The sequence below is a fragment of the Kribbella steppae genome, from assembly GCF_004342025.1.
Taxonomy (GTDB): Bacteria; Actinomycetota; Actinomycetes; order Propionibacteriales; family Kribbellaceae; genus Kribbella; species Kribbella steppae.
Genome location: NZ_SLWN01000001.1, coordinates 708,628 through 724,192 on the forward strand (window position 1 = coordinate 708,628; position 15,565 = coordinate 724,192).

At 69.2% G+C, this 15,565-nt stretch carries 14 protein-coding genes and 1 pseudogene; 8 read left to right on the forward strand and 7 right to left on the reverse strand.

Going from position 1 to position 15,565, the window contains the following annotated elements:
- Positions 1–34 precede the first annotated feature (34 nt).
- Positions 35–946: an aminoglycoside phosphotransferase family protein gene (locus tag EV652_RS03265; protein WP_132207414.1), complete on the reverse strand. Its 912-nt coding sequence runs from the start codon at positions 944–946 to the stop codon at positions 35–37.
- Positions 946–2,832 (reverse strand): translation elongation factor 4, encoded by a 1,887-nt coding sequence (lepA, locus tag EV652_RS03270; protein ID WP_199237972.1) that lies wholly within the window; start codon positions 2,830–2,832, stop codon positions 946–948. Before lepA ends, EV652_RS03265 begins: the two co-directional genes overlap by 1 nt.
- A gap of 128 nt (positions 2,833–2,960) precedes the next feature.
- On the opposite strand from lepA, the gene EV652_RS03275 reads away from it, so the two are divergent.
- From EV652_RS03275 to EV652_RS03290, 5 genes and pseudogenes are all read left to right on the forward strand, one after another.
- A complete protein-coding gene (locus EV652_RS03275; RefSeq protein ID WP_132207415.1) occupies positions 2,961–3,860 on the forward strand; it encodes a BUD32 family EKC/KEOPS complex subunit in 900 nt (299 codons plus the stop codon).
- A gap of 169 nt (positions 3,861–4,029) precedes the next feature.
- Positions 4,030–4,113 (forward strand): annotated as a pseudogene (locus EV652_RS45055) (SigE family RNA polymerase sigma factor); the annotation flags it as partial.
- Between the two features lie 50 nt (positions 4,114–4,163).
- A complete protein-coding gene (locus tag EV652_RS45060; protein ID WP_242001562.1) occupies positions 4,164–4,442 on the forward strand; it encodes an RNA polymerase sigma factor in 279 nt (92 codons plus the stop codon).
- Positions 4,439–5,374 (forward strand): hypothetical protein, encoded by a 936-nt coding sequence (locus tag EV652_RS03285; protein WP_132207416.1) that lies wholly within the window; start codon positions 4,439–4,441, stop codon positions 5,372–5,374. Before EV652_RS45060 ends, EV652_RS03285 begins: the two co-directional genes overlap by 4 nt.
- On the forward strand, positions 5,299–5,571 hold the full coding sequence (locus EV652_RS03290; protein WP_132207417.1) for a hypothetical protein: 273 nt from the start codon (positions 5,299–5,301) through the stop codon (positions 5,569–5,571). Before EV652_RS03285 ends, EV652_RS03290 begins: the two co-directional genes overlap by 76 nt.
- 48 nt (positions 5,572–5,619) lie before the next feature.
- Here EV652_RS03290 and EV652_RS03295 read toward each other — a convergent pair whose 3' ends face one another.
- Positions 5,620–8,616 (reverse strand): S8 family serine peptidase, encoded by a 2,997-nt coding sequence (locus EV652_RS03295; protein ID WP_242001519.1) that lies wholly within the window; start codon positions 8,614–8,616, stop codon positions 5,620–5,622.
- 203 nt (positions 8,617–8,819) lie between these two features.
- Between EV652_RS03295 and EV652_RS03300 the strand changes: the two genes are divergently transcribed.
- Entirely contained in the window at positions 8,820–9,272 is a 453-nt protein-coding gene (locus EV652_RS03300; protein WP_132207419.1) for an SRPBCC family protein, read from the forward strand.
- On the opposite strand, the gene EV652_RS03305 is transcribed toward EV652_RS03300, so the two are convergent.
- Positions 9,232–9,609 (reverse strand): hypothetical protein, encoded by a 378-nt coding sequence (locus EV652_RS03305; protein ID WP_132207420.1) that lies wholly within the window; start codon positions 9,607–9,609, stop codon positions 9,232–9,234. The genes EV652_RS03300 and EV652_RS03305 overlap by 41 nt on opposite strands.
- A gap of 176 nt (positions 9,610–9,785) precedes the next feature.
- Here EV652_RS03305 and rpsT point away from each other — a divergent pair, with 176 nt between their 5' ends.
- Positions 9,786–10,046 (forward strand): 30S ribosomal protein S20, encoded by a 261-nt coding sequence (rpsT, locus tag EV652_RS03310; protein ID WP_012920011.1) that lies wholly within the window; start codon positions 9,786–9,788, stop codon positions 10,044–10,046.
- A 93-nt stretch (positions 10,047–10,139) separates the two neighbouring features.
- Here the strand turns inward: rpsT and holA are convergent, their stop codons facing one another.
- Positions 10,140–11,123 carry a DNA polymerase III subunit delta gene (holA, locus tag EV652_RS03315; protein WP_132207421.1) on the reverse strand — a complete coding sequence of 328 codons (984 nt, stop codon included), beginning with the start codon at positions 11,121–11,123 and terminating at the stop codon, positions 10,140–10,142.
- A 434-nt stretch (positions 11,124–11,557) separates the two neighbouring features.
- Here holA and EV652_RS03320 point away from each other — a divergent pair, with 434 nt between their 5' ends.
- Positions 11,558–12,133, forward strand: coding sequence for an isochorismatase family protein (locus EV652_RS03320; RefSeq protein ID WP_132207422.1), 576 nt, complete (start codon positions 11,558–11,560; stop codon positions 12,131–12,133).
- On the opposite strand, the gene EV652_RS03325 is transcribed toward EV652_RS03320, so the two are convergent.
- Positions 12,125–14,647, reverse strand: coding sequence for a ComEC/Rec2 family competence protein (locus EV652_RS03325; RefSeq protein ID WP_132207423.1), 2,523 nt, complete (start codon positions 14,645–14,647; stop codon positions 12,125–12,127). The genes EV652_RS03320 and EV652_RS03325 overlap by 9 nt on opposite strands.
- Positions 14,634–15,536, reverse strand: a complete 903-nt coding sequence (locus EV652_RS03330; RefSeq protein WP_242001520.1) for a ComEA family DNA-binding protein — start codon at positions 15,534–15,536, stop codon at positions 14,634–14,636. The genes EV652_RS03325 and EV652_RS03330 overlap by 14 nt, the downstream gene beginning before the upstream one ends.
- Positions 15,537–15,565: the final 29 nt, after the last annotated feature.

Genomic DNA, 15,565 nt, shown 5'->3' on the forward strand with positions numbered 1-15,565 from the left:
ATCATCCGTCGATACGGGCCGCGGCTCTACCGGTTTAATCCTGGATGGCCTTCACGATGGCGATGTTGCGGGTGAGCCAGTCCTGCGGCAGCGACTCGTCGGCGCCGGCACCGTCCAGCGTCCACAGGAGGTTGAGCATCTGCCGGACGATCACCCAGTCGCGGGCACGGTCCTCGTCGAGCTCGGCCGCGTCGATCGCGGCATAGAACCGCTGCCGGACCGCGAACCGAAGGTCGCCGGAGGCAACGACCTCGTCCCAGCGGTTCCAGATCAGCGGCGCGACCTCGTAGTGCGGGTCGCCGGACAGCGGCTTGGGGTCGATCACCAACCAGGGTTCGCGAACGCCGGCCAGCACGTTGAAGTAGTGCAGGTCGGTGTGGATCAGCTTGCCGTCGCAGGCCGGGTCGGTGCTGAAGTCCTCGGCCAGCGCGATCGCCTGGTCGACGTACCGATGCGGAACGGGCGCCGATGCGGGCAGCTGGCGGAACCGTTCGACCCAGCGCTTCAGCTCGCCGGACAGCGTCCGGTACTGCGGTCCTGCCGGGATGTGCAACCGTTTGTAGGTGTCGCCAACGATCTCGCAGGCCTCGATCGCGTCGATCGTGGTCAGGTCACGTGGCTCCAACCGCTCGAGCAGCAAGGCGAACCGGCGTGGATCCGCGCGCAGCAGTTGCACCGCGCCGTTCCCGCCCCAGTCCCGGAGCGCGAGGTGCTCGGTCTCGGCCTCCCAGTGCGGGAACTGCACCTTGAGTACGGCGCGCTGCCCGTCGGCCGTGGTCACCGGCACGACCAGGGCGCAGTTCCCGTACGACGTCGTACCGTCGACCGTCAGCCGCCACTCGTCGAGCAGTTCGCGGGTCAACCGCGGCAGCCGGTCCAGCCAGTCGGCCCAGTCCTGACCCCGCGACGCGACAACCAGGAAGTCCGCCGGGATCTCGACCGGCACTACTTCTTGGCCTTCTCCCCGGTGTCGGAAGTGCGCAGCGCGGCGATGAAGGCCTCCTGCGGGACCTCGACCCGGCCGACCATCTTCATCCGCTTCTTGCCTTCCTTCTGCTTCTCCAGCAGCTTGCGCTTCCGGGTGATGTCACCGCCGTAGCACTTGGCCAGGACGTCCTTGCGGATCGCCCGGATCGACTCGCGGGCGATGATCCGGGACCCGATCGCCGCCTGGATCGGCACCTCGAACTGCTGCCTGGGGATCAGTTCCTTCAGCTTGCCGGCCAGCGCGACACCGTAGGAGTACGCGTTGTCACGGTGCACGATCGCCGAGAACGCGTCGACCGTCTCACCCTGGAGCAGGATGTCGACCTTGACCAGCGCCGCGGCCTGCTCACCGGTCGGCTCGTAGTCCAGTGACGCGTAGCCCTTGGTCTTGGACTTCAGCTGGTCGAAGAAGTCGAAGACGATCTCGGCCAGCGGCAGCGTGTAGCGGAGCTCGACCCGGTCCTCGGACAGGTACTCCATCCCCTGCAGGTTGCCCCGCTTGGTCTGGCACAGCTCCATGATGACGCCGATGAAGTCCTTCGGGCTGAGGATCGTCGCCTTCACCACCGGCTCGTAGATGTCGGCGATCTTGCCTTCCGGGAACTCGCTCGGGTTGGTGACGACATGCTCCTTGCCGTCTTCCATCTCGACCCGGTAGACCACGTTCGGCGCGGTCGAGATCAGGTCCAGGTCGAATTCGCGCTCGAGCCGCTCGCGGACGATCTCCATGTGCAGCAGACCGAGGAAGCCGCAGCGGAACCCGAACCCGAGCGCACCCGAGGTCTCCGGCTCGTACTGCAGGGCCGCGTCGTTCAACTGCAGCCGCTCCAGCGCGTCCCGCAGCGTCGGGTAGTCGTCGCCGTCGATCGGGAACAGCCCGGAGTACACCATCGGCTGCGGGTGCTTGTAGCCGCCGAGCGCTTCAGTCGCGCCGTGAACGGCCGCCGTGACGGTGTCACCGACCCGGGACTGGCGGACGTCCTTCACGCCGGTGATCAGGTAGCCGACCTCGCCGACGCCGATACTCGGCGACTTCATCGGCTCCGGGGAGATGACCCCGACCTCGAGCATCTCGTGCACAGCACCGGTCGACATCATCTTGATCCGGTCGCGGTGGGTCAGCTCGCCGTCGACCACCCGGACGTAGGTGACCACACCGCGGTAGGTGTCGTAGACCGAGTCGAAGATCAGAGCCCGGGGCGGCGCGTCCTTGACGCCCTTCGGCGGCTCGACCTGGGCCACGATCTCGCTCAGCAGCTCGTCAACGCCCTCACCCGTCTTCGCCGACACCCGCAGTACGTCGGACGGGTCGCAGCCGATGATGTGGGCAAGCTCGGCCGCGTACTTCTCCGGCTGGGCGCTGGGCAGGTCGATCTTGTTCAGCACCGGGATGATGTGCAGGTCTGCGCTCAGCGCGAGGTAGAGGTTCGCCAACGTCTGCGCCTCGATCCCCTGCGCCGCGTCGACCAGCAGCACCGCACCCTCACACGCCTCCAGCGACCGCGACACCTCGTAGGTGAAGTCGACGTGACCGGGCGTGTCGATCATGTTCAGGATGTACGTCGTACCGTCCGGGGCGAGCAGGCCACCCGGGGAGTCCGGTTTCGGCGCGAACGGGAGCCGGACCGCCTGCGACTTGATCGTGATGCCGCGTTCCCGCTCGATGTCCATCCGGTCCAGGTACTGCGCCCGCATCGAGCGGTCGTCGACCACCCCGGTGATCTGCAGCATCCGGTCGGCCAGCGTCGACTTGCCGTGGTCGATGTGGGCGATGATGCAGAAGTTCCGGATCAGCGACGGGTCGGTACGACCCGGCTGGGGCACGGTCGTGGGGCCAACGGGCACGGAGGGGATCCAGTTCGTCTAGGGTCCTGCTGGGTTCTTGCTGGTCAACCGGTCAATCATCCCATGCGGGGCCAGCGGATTCGAAAATGCCGAGCGGCTCGCGGGCTGGGGGCCTACCGTTTGGAGGCATGGCGCATGCTGCTGGGGTCCGGTTGCCCTTCGAGGAGGTGCCCGCTCAGGTGCGGGCGTGGGTGGAACGCGCACTGGGGTCGGTGGTGGTCTCCGCCACGACCCAGCAGGGCGGCTTCTCCCCCGGCGTCGCCGCCCGCCTGATCACCGCGTCGGGCCGCCGCGCCTTCGTCAAGGCGGTCGGTACGTCGCTCAACCCGAAGACGCCGGAGCTGTTCCGCAACGAGATCGCCGCCATGCGGGGCGGCGGGCAGCTCCCCCAGACCCCTGTCCTGTACGACGTCTACGACGACGGCGACTGGGTCGTCCTGCTGCTCGAGGACATCGAAGGCTGGTTGCCGCCTCACCCCTGGGTGCAGGAGGACGCCGTACGGGTCCTGGATGCTCTGGACGAGTTGACGTTGGCTCTGGACCCGTCGCCGTGGACGGACGCACCGGTCGCCGCCGTACGGAGTCGGGAGTTCCTGAGCCGGTGGGACAACGTGATCACCGACGGTCTCGACGTACCGTCCTGGGTGGCCGGACGCGAGGAGCAGCTGGCCGAGCTGGCCCGGGAGGGCCTAACGACCCTTGCGGCGGGCAAGGCGCTCGCGCACTGGGACCTGCGGGCCGACAACGTGATCCTGACTGAGGACCGCGTGGTGTTCATCGACTGGGCCCATGCGGCGCTGGCACCGGCGTGGGCCGACACGGTGATCCTGCGGGCCGACATGCGCGAGTCGGTGACGTTGCCCGATCTGCCGGACGATGTCGCCATCACCGGCTTCCTGGCCGCCATCGCGGGCGGCCTGTGGTGGGGCGCGGCCCAGCCGGCCCCACCCGGCCTGCCAACGATCCGTGCCTGGCAGCGTAAGCACGCGCTCATCCACCTCGACTGGGTACGCGAGCGGCTGACTTGACCTCTGGACGCAGCGTTCTGGGGAGATGCGCGTCTCTGAGGGTGTGACGAATCCAATGGTGAGCATCAGCGGCCCAGACCGGGCTCTGGCGCAGGACGACGCGCGGACAGCCGTGTCGGCGCTCTACCAGCAGCACTGGGCCGGGCTGGTTCGCCTGGCCGTGCTGGTGATGGACGACCGGCAAGCGGCGGAGGACGTCGTACAGGAGGCCTTCGCCGACCTGTACCGGCACTGGCCGCTGCGGGAATCCGGCAAGGCGCTGGGGTACCTCCGCACGGCCGTACCCAACCGAGCCGCTCGGTCCTGCGCCGCCGCAAGGTCGCACGGCTCTACACCCCACCCCACGAGGCGCCGAACGCCTCCGCCGAGAGCTCGGCCGTACTCGGCGAGGACCGGCAGCAGGTTCGGCATGCGCTGCGTGCCCTGCCCACCCGGACCCGTGCGGTCCTGGTACTGCGCTACTACCTCGATCTCCCGTTCGCCGAGATCGCCGAGACCCTCGGGATCAGCGAATCCACCGCACGAGCCACCGCCTCGCGCGGGCTCGCGGTCCTCACTCAGAAGCTGGAGGATGTCCGATGAACGACACAGAGGCTCGCCTGCGCGACTACCTGCACGCCACTGCCGGCACCGTTCCGGACAGCGCCCCCGGCCTCGACCTCGAGACGGGCACCATCGCCCACCGCCGCCGCTGGCCGGTGGTCCTCGCCGCCGCGGCCATCGCCGTGGTCCTCGTGCTCGCCGCGTCCTTCCTGACCCGTCTCGCGCCCGACCAGCCCGAGCCCGCCGGCCAACCTGGACCGGTGTCGGGCGAGCCTCCGCAGGTTCCGTACACGGTGAGCGAGAACCGCGTGCTCACGCTGCACGACGACGGGCAGCAGGTCCGCGTCACGTTCCCGAGCGACGGCTACTTCCGCGGCCGGGTCGGCGGCGGCTGGCTGACGCTCAAGATGCCGGCCAACCGGATCCTGCAGGCTGGCATTCTCCTGCCGGACGGCTCTTTCCGGCCGGTCGGCCCGCACCGCGGGTCAAGCCCGGTGCTGTCACCGGACGGCAGCCAGGTCGTGCTGGTGGCTCGCCAGCCCGATCAGAAGGGTCGTGTCCTGGTCGTCGACGTGCGGACCGGCCAGGAGATCGCGAGTACCCCGGTGCAGGCGAGAGTGCCGCTCATACTGGGCTGGAACAAGGCCGGTATCTGGATGAGCCACGACGAGACGAACAAACCCGAGCTGCTCGTCTGGCAGCCAGGATCGGGGCAGCCGCAGCCCGTCACCGCGCCCGCCTTCGACGGTGCGAGGGCGATCCCTGGCACCACCGACAAAGTCGTCCTGTCGACCAGGGCAGGTGAGAACCGCTGCTTGAAGGCTGGGTACTGCGTGGAACGAACTTCGAGGTCCAGCGGGAGTACTGCGACCAGGGCCAAGAGCAGCAATACCCGGTGTTGTCGCCCGACGGCCGCACCATCATCCACAGCCTGCAGAAGGTCGCGATCGACGTCGCCACCGGCAAGGTGACCAAGCTCCAATTGCCGGATCAGACGATCGACTGGCCGGAGCCGGTCTTCGAGGACGCGACGCACCTGCTGGCGCTTACCCAGCCCGAAGACGTCATGGGAGCTATCCCCCGGAAGCTCCACCGCTGTGATGTCACCACTGGTGCGTGCAAGCTGCTGGTGGAGGACGCCGCGAACATCACCCTGCAGCAGCCCTGAGATAGCGCGAGGGCGGCCCCCGATGACTGGGGGCCGCCCTCGTTTGGCCTAGCTGTCTACTCGGACGATGGTCGAGCCCGAACCGTCAGCACCATCGCTGTACTGCAGGCGGCCCAGGTACCGGGTGCCGGCGGTCAGGCCGGTCCAGGAGGCTGTGACCGTCGCCTGGGCGGCCACCTGGACAGGCTGGGTCGCCGGAGTGACGGTGAGGTTGCCCTCCGCGTTGAGCAGCTCCCAGTGGTTGAGCTTCACCTGCTGCTCGTTGGCTCCCGCGAACAGGTCGACGTACACGTCGTACGAGCCTCCGGCCGGTGCCGGGAGGTTGACCTCTTCCTCGGCCGACCCACCGGCGCTGCTGCCGAGCAGAGCCGTCGTACCCGTCTTGTAGACGAAGACGTCGAGGTCGGTGCCCGCCGGGTAGTCCGCGTCGAACGTCGAGAACCGGGCGTGCTTCACGCCGGCCGGGACGTTCACGGTGAACTTGGCGACGTGGTCGTTGGCCGCCGGGTTCGTGGTCGGGAACGACACGCCACCCGGGTTCTTCAGCGCGGCCTCGGCGACGGTGGCCGGGGTCAGACCGACGGCAGTCGTGTTGAGCGTGCCGGTGTACCCGGCCGTGATCGGCACCTGCACCGACCCCGCGGTCCCGGTCCCGCTGACCTGCACCGGCGCCTTGACCGTCAGCGGCTTGATCGCCACCGTGCTGCTCACCGCGTGCTTGGTCGACTTCCAGGTCAGCTTGCCGAACGTGTACTGCTCCAGCGGCGCACCGGTGTTCTCGACGGTGACCTTGTACGTCGCCGTACGGCCCGGGAGCGTGACCAGCATCTGCGGCGACACCGTCACCTTGAAGCCCTTCAGCCCCTCGACCTTCGGGAAGTAGATCTCCGGCAGGTTGCCGACGTTCCGCACGGTCCGGGTGACGGTCTGCTTGCCGGCCAGGTCGCCGACCGCGATCGTCGGGTAGTTCAGGTCGCTCGGGTCGATCTTGCCGTTCGCGCACAGCGCGTGCGTGGCAGGCACCTGACCGGAGCCGCAGACGAACTTGGTCCAGTCCTCGTACGACGAGTCGTAGACCAGGCCCGGGTCCATCGCCGTCTTGGGCTGCACGAGGCCGGCGCCGTACCCGAACGGCGTGGCCGGCGAGCCGGAGTCGTTCTGGATCGGCTTGCCGCTGGTGTCCTTGTCGGTGCCGGTGGTGAGCAGCGCGGACTTGATCGCCATCGGAGACCAGTTCGGGTACTTGCTGATCAGCACGGCCGCGGCGCCGGCGATGTGCGGCGAGGCCATCGACGTACCGCTCATGAACGCGTACTCGCCGCCGGCCGCGCTGAAGGCGGTCGTCGCGGCCAGGACGTTCGTCCCCGGCGCCATCACGTCCGGCTTGAGCAGGTCGCCGTTGCCGGCCAGGGACGGGCCCCGGCTGGACGAGCTGGCGACCTTCGGCGCGGTCACGCGGACCGGCGTACCGGCGCTGATCGTGGCGGTCGGGTTCGCGGTGCCGCCGACGTACGCCTTGATCGCGGGTGCGGCGACGTGGTCGAGGTGCACGGTCGGGACCGAGTGCAGGTCCGCGTCCAGGGTGCCCGCGGTGATGTTGACCAGGATCATGCCGACACCGCCGGCGTTCTTCACTTGCAGGCTCTTGTCGACGCGGGCGTTGCCACCGCGGTCGCAGACCACGATCTTGCCGGTCACCTTGGCCGGGTCGAGGGTGTCCGCCATGCACAGGAGCAGGTTGGCCGGGTTCGCACCGGCGAGGCCGGCGTCCTTGGCCAGGACGACCGGCGTGCTCGGCACACCCGAACCGATCCCGGCGCCGGTGTAGGACTTGCCGTCGCCCAGCGTCACCGTGGTCTGGATGTCGCGGTCATGCGTGCCGTTGGCAACCGTCGTCACCCACGGGTAGTTCTTGCCGACCGTGCTGACGCCCGGTCCGGTGTTGCCGGCGCTGGTGGCGACGAACACGCCCGCCCGGGCCGCGCGCAGGAAGGCGAGGCCGGTGGCGTTCACGAAGGTCGAGCCGGAGCCGGAGATCGAGTAGTTGAGTACGTCGACGCCGTCCGCGACCGCCGCGTCGATACCGGCCACGATGTCCGCGTCGGTACCGCTGCCGCCGCCGGTCTGGTCGACCGCCCACAGCACCTTGTAGATCGCCAGCCGGGCGTGCGGCGCGATCCCGGAGCCCTTGCCGTAGTCGCGGCCCATGACGCTCATCTCGACGCCGTAGTTACCGCCTGCGGTGCTGGCCGTGTGGGTGCCGTGGCCGCCGTAGTCACGCGGCGACTTGAACTCCTCCGGGATCGGCCGGGTGCCGATGCCCTTGTCGAAGTACCGGGCGCCGATCACCTTGTTGTTGCAGGCAACGGGCGCCTCCTCGCCGGCCTGGCAGGTGCCCTTCCACTTCTTCGCGATGATCGCGTCCGACGTCGTGGTGGTCTTGATCGGCGCGAAGCTGGCCCGCTCCGGGACATAGCCGGAGTCCAGTACGCCGATGATGACCCCGTCGCCGGCCTTGTCGATGCCACCGGCCTGCTGCCAGGCGCCGCCCTTACCGGACAGCCCGAGGAACCGCGGGGTGTCCACGGTGTCCTGGTGCTGCATCTCGCTCGGCTCGACGCTCTTCACACCGGACGACTTGGCCAGCTTGACGGCTTCGTCGTACGACATCTGCGCGGAGAAGCCGGCGTACGTGTAGCTGTAGTCGTACAGCTTCTTCACGTCAGGCACCTTGGCCAGGATCTCCTGGCGCTCGCGGGCGAGGTGCTGGACGTAGTCGACGACCTGGCCGGCGGTCTTGACCAGCTTGCTCCCGGGCACGACGCGGGTGGACGGCAGGCCGGCGATGCCGCCGCCGTACTCGGCCACCGGGGCGTCGTCGAGCTGGACGATGTAGGAGCCGGTCGACGACTCCTTGACCTGCGGGTCTGCGGCTACGGGTGCTTCCTCGGCCTGTAGCGCGTCCGCGGCACGCGCCACGAACGGGAGGCCGACCAGCGACGCGACGAGCGCGGTGGCCAGAATGATCGGGGTACGGCGGGGCACTGAGTTCCTCCAGGGCATTGGACGGCGCGATGGTGGAGCTTGGTCTCGCTGCTGACCCGTGACGACCGCACGCTCCACACCCCCTGCGGTGATCAGCGTCACGCGGGCCCGAGTATGCCTGTGGCGGGCAGCGATGTCACGCTCAGCACTGCACGTGCCAGCTCCCCGTCAGCTCCTGTTGGCGTACAGCAAGGGAAAACCCGATGCCGGACCTGAGCGAGTCCATCACGGTGTCAGCGCCGGCGTTGTCGGTGTACGGCCTGGTCAGCGACCTGCCGCGGATGAGCGAGTGGAGTCCTGAGTGCACGCGGGTCAGCTGGTCTTCCCGTACGCCGGGACCTTCTGTGGGAGCCCGGTTCGTCGGGCACAACCGGGCCGGCGCCGTCCGCTGGTTCACCTTCGGCCGGGTGGTGGACGCCGTACCGGGTGAGCGCTTCAGCTTCGTGGTGACCTTCGGGCCGATCCCGATCTCGCTGTGGTCCTACGACTTCAGCAGCCTGGAATCCGGCTGCGAGGTCACCGAGTCCTGGACCGACCACCGGCCGGCCGCCTTCCGGGCGATGTTCCGGCCGTTCTTCGGCGACCGGGTGCGGGCGAACGACCGCGGGATCAGGATCACGCTCGAGCGGCTGAAGACCGCTGCCGAGACCGCGTGATCCGGCGAGCGACCAGGCCGACGAGTACCAGCAGGAGAACAGCGCCCGAGACCTCCCAGACGCGGTCCCGCCCCCGGTCGGGGACCGGCGTGTCGAGGCGGTCGGCGTCAGGTCGCCGGAGCTGGACGACTCGGTCGAGTGGCAGCCCGGACGCGCCGTAGTCGTAGATGATCGTCTCGGTGACATCCAGGTCGCCGTCCGGCCGGACGTCGTACTGCGTTGTGAGCCGGGTCACCGCCGTGCTGCCGGGGTAGAACCGCGGCGTCTGACCCAGGACGATCACGGCGATTGCGGCCACGACGATGCCGAGGAACGTCAGCGCGACGATCCGGTTCACGGCACCATCGGTCTTGGCCGGAGTCTCGCCGACGGCGGGTTCAGGCGGGTTCCCGGTTTGGTCGCGGGCCCGGCTTGTTGGTAGTCTGGCTCTTCGCGCCCCCACGGGTGATGGTCAACCGTGCGCGCGACACCTTTCCTGTATTGACCGCACACACCTGATCGAGGCTCTGCTCCGTGGCGAACATTAAGTCCCAGATCAAGCGCAACCGCCAGAACGAGGCTGCGCGACTTCGCAACAAGTCGGTGAAGTCGACCCTCAAGACGGCTGTTCGCCGCTTCCGCGAGGCTGCCGACGCCGGCGACTCCGCGAAGGCGCAGGAGCAGGCCCGCGTGGCCGCCCGCCTGCTCGACAAGGCCGCCAGCAAGGGCGTCATCCACGCCAACCAGGCTGCCAACCGGAAGTCGTCCATCTTCAAGAAGGCCGCCTCCCTCTAAGCACCGCCAAACGATCGGCCGTCCGCACCGGACAGGCCGATCGTTTTTGCGTCCAAACCCAGCTGGCGTTCCAGCTGGGTTTTGTGTTTCCTGCTAGCGGCGGCCGTGGGATCGGCTGACGGTGATGACCATGCGTTCGAGGGCGTAGCCGGCGTCGCCGGAGGCGCCTTTGACGTCGGCGTCCGCCTGGGCGACTGCTTTGATCGCGGTCGCCAGGCCGCCGGGCGTCCAGCCGCGGGCCTGCTGCTTGAGCTGCTTCAGCTTCCACGGGGGTACGCCGACCTCGCGAGCCAGATCGGCCTCGCGCAGGCCGCCGGGCGCGCTGGAGAACTTCGCGAGTCCACGCAACCCGCCCGCCATCGCGCTCGTGACGAGCACCGGCGCGACCCCACAGTCCAAGGCCCACCGGAGCTGCTCCAGGGCCGGCTCGGTCCGCCCCGCGATCGCCGCGTCCGCGACCGCGAAACTCGTCACCTCCGCGCGGCCTCCGAAGTACTGACCGATCAGCTCCACGGTGACCGCCTGGCCGCCCGAGTCCGACACCAGTTGCGAACACGCCCCCGCCAGCGCCCGCAGATCATGACCGACCGCATCGACCAGCGCCGACGCCGCCGCCTCGTCCACGGTCCCGCCGTGCAACCGGATCTCCCCGGCCACGAACTGCGGCAACTCCCACGTCTTCGGCGCGGTCGCGACCACCTCACTGACAGATGCCTTCCGCAACTTGTCGAGGACCGCTTTCCCCTTCTGTCCGCCGGAATGCACCAGCACAGCCAGTACGTCGTCCGAGGGGGCGCCGGCGTACTCGATCAAGTGCGGCACCATCTCGGCCGGCAAGTTCTCCAGCGACCGCAGCACCAGCACCCGCTCACTCGCGAACAACGACGGCCCGGTCAGCTCCGCGAACACCCCGACATCCAGCGTGACCGCATCGACCTCGGTCGCCTCGACCTCAGCGCGACCCTTCGACACCGCCGCGATCGCCGACCGAACAGCCCGATCCGCCAAAAACGCCTCGGATCCGGTCACCAGCAGCACATCGCCCAACTTCGGCGCAGAACCCCTACGAGCAGCCACGCCGCCACCCTCCCACACCCCACCGACACCCCCACCAACCAACCCACCACCACCGCCCCCGCCCCACGCCCCACCACCACAAACCCGCCCACCACCACCGCCACGGAACTGCCCGCCACCGCACCACCGCCGCCGTACTGGCACGGGCGCCAGGCACGGCCACCGCCACCATCCGCCCGATACCGCCGCACCCTCACCTCCGCTTCCTCCCACACCACAGCCGCCGTGCCGGCACCGGCACCCGCCGCCGCCACCGCCACCGCCACGCCTCGGCCGCCAACCGTCCGCGTTTACGTCCGTGCGAGCGCCGCTTTTCGGAAGAAAGGTGTCGCCAGGTGGCACCCAAGGTCCGGAAACCGGGCAGCTGGCGCCGATGGCGGGCACCAGCGGCAAATGCGTTGGAGGACGGCGGGAGGAGCCTGGAGGATGGCGGCATGAACGCAGCCGTATCGCCCGTCGAGGCGCTCATCGTCGTCGACGTCCAGACCGCCTTTGTTTCGGGCGCGAACCCCGTACCCGACGCGGCTCGTCTGCTCGACCGGGTGAACGACCTCCTGGACCGCGCACGGCAGACCGGGGCCCTCGTCGTACACCTCCAAAACGACGGAGCACCCGGCGCGGACGACGAGCCGAACACTCCAGGCTGGGAGCTCTACCTCCCGATCAAGCCCGGGCCTAGTGAGCATGTGATCCGCAAGCCCAGAGACGACGGCTTCGACGGCACGCCGCTCGGCGAGGTCCTCGTCGGCGCAGGCGTGCGAGCGGTTGCCATCTGCGGCCTGATGTCGGAGATGTGCGTGCAGGCAACGTCACGCACAGCCCTCGCCCGCGGCTACCGAGTTGTCCTCCCCCACGACGCGCACGCCACCTACGACGTCCCGGCGGTACCCGACGTCAGCGACGCCGTACCGGCTCACGTCGTTTCCCGGGTCGCCGCCTGGGCCCTCGGCGACCAGCCCGAGAACACAGTCCCGGCTAAGGCCGTCACTTTCACCAACGCGTCAACGTGAGAGTGCTTGCTGGTTCGTGGTGAGGACAAGGCGGTTGTTGGGGTTGGTGATGGTCAAAGAGCCGTTGGTGAGCGTGGTGGCGGTTCGGGTGGACTGGTGGGACAAGAGGTCGAGGGTTCTGGGGGCTGGGTGGCCGTAGTCGTTGTCTCGGCCGGCCGAGATGAGGGCGAGGCGGGCGTCGGTGGCGGCGATGAAGGCGGGATCCTGTTGGGCGGAGCCGTGGTGAGGGACCTTGAGGACATCGGCGCGGAGGTCGGCGCCGGTGGCGAGGATGGCGCGTTGGGATTCGGGTTCGAGGTCGCCGGTGAGGAGAATCCGGAGGCCGGAGACCTCGACCATCATGGTGATGCTCGCGTTGTTCTCCGGCGACCCCTCGTCGGTGGAGGTCGCTGAGGACGTACCGGGTGGCGGCAACGCTGGGACGCGCGCCGGCCACAACGTGGTCCAACTGAGCGCCCCGACCACACGCTTCTCTTGGTAGGTCACCGTGCGCAGGCTGACGCCGTGATGCGACGCGAGGTCGACGACCCGGTCGTACTCCGCGGGCGGCGAGAAGTACGGCGTCACCTCGATCTCGTCGACCCGCCGATCCTTCAGTACGCCGGCCAACCCGCCGACATGATCGGCGTGGAAATGACTCAGCACCAGGACCGGGATGTACTCGACCCCAAGATCACGCAGGCACCGATCCATCGCGGTCGGATCGGGACCGGTGTCGACGACCACAGCCGCTCTGTCGCCGGCCCGCAGTACCAGGCCGTCTCCTTGCCCCACGTCACACATCACAAAGAGCCAGTCGTCGGGCGGCCAGCCGATCGAACCGACAGGACGCAGTACGACGACCGCCAGCAGGACCACCGCGAGCACCATGGCGATCGGGCGAGCGAGGATGCGGTGCAGTCCGAAGACGAGCGCGATGCACAGCAGGGTCAGCACAGCGACTCCCACCGCGGTCGCCGGCCAGGCGTTTGCGGCGCCGGGTAGGTCGGCGCCTTCGCGGGCGATGAGGATGATCCAGCGGGCGGGCCAACCCGCTGCCCAGCCGACCAAGTGGGCCGCCTCCGTACTCACGAGAGCGACACCGGCCGCGGCGAACCCGAGAATGGTCGCCGGACCGACGGCCGGCCCCGCCAGCAGATTGGCGCCGACGGCAACCAACGACACCTCGCCGGACAACCAGGCGACGACCGGTGTACACGCGAGTTGCGCGGCCAACGGACACGAGATCGCGTCGGCCAGCCACACCGGCATCCACTTGGCGAGCGCGTCCCGCCAGCCCGGGCCGAGCAGCACGATGCCCGCGGTCGCCAGCACGGACAACGCGAAGCCCGCGGACCTCGCGAGCGACGTGTCCAGGAGAAGCAAGCCGATCACCGCGAACGACAGACTGCGTACGGCGCGACGACGCCCTCCCCCGCTTGTCATCGCCGCCAAGGCGATCAGGCCCATCGCGGCCGCGCGGAGGACGCTGGGTTGAGGTCTGGCAAGGATCACGAACACGACGACCGTCATCAGGCCGATCGCGGTCAGACCACGCGCGCGCACGCCGATCACTCGAGCGAACGGGAGTACGAACGCCAACAGCAAGGTCAGGTTGGTGCCGGACACTGCCGAGAGATGAGTCAGCCCGGTCGTCTGGAAGTCCTCGGTGAGGTCTCCTGGCAGGCCGGACTCGTCGCCCATCACGAGCGCAGGAACGAGGCCGCGTACGTCGTCCGGTTGGCCGGCGACGGACTCGCGGAGACCGGCGCGGACCTTCTCCGCGGCGCGCAACCACCAGGGTGGTTGGTCCACGATCCGGGGAGCTGACCGGATCGAGAGCATCGCGGCGACATCCGACCCGCGCTCGACCGCCTCGAGCCGCCCGTTCGCGTCGACCCGCTGCCCGAAACGGACCTGCTGCCACTGCGCCGACCCGATGACGAACACCGGCGTACGCACCCGAGTCACGGTCCCCCGCGCTCGCACCTCCTCGATCGTCGCTTTCACCACCACGTACGGCGGCCGCCGGCTGCCCGGACTGCGCCGTACCGACGGATCACCATCGATCTTCAGCCTGACGCCGACCGACGCACCCTCCGCCGCCAACCCCGTCACCGGCCCAGCCCGCAACCCCTCCACCTGCAACCCAGCCGCCACTCCCATTCCCGCCACGACAACCAACACCCCGACCGCAGCCCAGCCGACCTGCGTTCGAACGGCGCCGCGCAGCAGCAGTGCCAGCACGCAGACGAGAGTGAGGGCAACGGCCGCAGTGAGCACGCCGACGAGCGGCCGGTGCGCGACGAGCAGAACCGCAGCGAGCCAACCTGCAGCGGCCGGGACCAGCAACCGCACGTCAACCGGCTCGCCAGTCTCCTCAACCCCGCTGGCGTCCTCCACCTCGCCGATCCCACCAGACCTGCCGGAGTCCCCAGCCCCGCCGATCCCACCGGATCTGTCGGTCTCGCCGACCCCGCCGGTGCCACCGGGGTTGCTGGTCTTGCCGGGCTCGGCGGGGTTAGACGCGGACATGGGGTTTGAGGGAGTCGAACTTCTTGGGGCCTACGCCGGGGACCTCCTGGAGTTGGTCGATGGTGGTGAAGGGGCCGTTCTGGGTGCGGTAGTCGAGGATGCGCTGGGCCAGTACCGGGCCGACGCCGGGGAGGGTGTCGAGTTGGTCGAGGGTGGCGGTGTTGAGGTTGACGGGTGAGTCGGCGGGGCCAGTAGATGGGTTGGACGTGGTGCCTGGTGCGGTGGAGGAGGTGCCGGGTGGGGCGGGTTGGCCGACGAGGATCTGCTCGCCGTCGGTGACCTGGCGGGCGAGGTTGAGGGTGGTGAGGTCGACGCCGGGAAGCGGGCCGCCGGCGAGGGTGAGTACGTCGGCGACGCGGGAACCGGTGGGCGCGCGGACCAGACCGGGGCGGCGAACCTTGCCGGCGACGTGGACGACGACGGTGCCCGCTGCCTGACCGGGGACGCCGGGCGACGGTTGGATGCCGGGCGACGGTTGGGTGCCGGGTGATGGTTGGGGGCCGGGTGATGGTTGGGCGCCGGGTGAGGGGCAGGAGGAGCCGCTGGGGCACGGTTGGGTGACGGGGGCGCCAGAGGTGAGGGTGGTGGGTGGGCGCGCGTCGGGGAGGGTTTCGGGGCGGGCGCGGAACACTGACCAGGCGGCCCAGGCCAGACCGATGGACAGTACGACGGCCAGGACCACGACGTGGCGTGGTGACAGGGTCCAGCGGGCACCACGTAGTCGCTCGGGCCGGACGGCTTCGGGGATCCATCCACCTCGCACCTCCTCATCACGCTCCTCCAGTTCTCTGTCGGCTTCGTCGTGCTGAGGTGCGCGGGCGGCGAGACGAGCCAGCGCACGCTCGCGCGCTCCCGGGTCGGGCGCAGCGGCACGGCGGAAGACCTTCACGCCAGAGAAAGTACGAGTCTGCCGACGCA

Bases quoted from the DNA above. Each gene is read 5' to 3' on its own strand.
- EV652_RS03275 (WP_132207415.1), top strand. From the start codon at position 2,961: ATGGCGCATGCTGCTGGGGTCCGGTTGCCCTTCGAGGAGGTGCCCGCT.
- EV652_RS03285 (WP_132207416.1), top strand. From the start codon at position 4,439: ATGAACGACACAGAGGCTCGCCTGCGCGACTACCTGCACGCCACTGCC.
- EV652_RS03300 (WP_132207419.1), top strand. From the start codon at position 8,820: ATGCCGGACCTGAGCGAGTCCATCACGGTGTCAGCGCCGGCGTTGTCG.
- EV652_RS03320 (WP_132207422.1), top strand. From the start codon at position 11,558: ATGAACGCAGCCGTATCGCCCGTCGAGGCGCTCATCGTCGTCGACGTC.
- EV652_RS03325 (WP_132207423.1), bottom strand. From the start codon at position 14,647: ATGTCCGCGTCTAACCCCGCCGAGCCCGGCAAGACCAGCAACCCCGGT.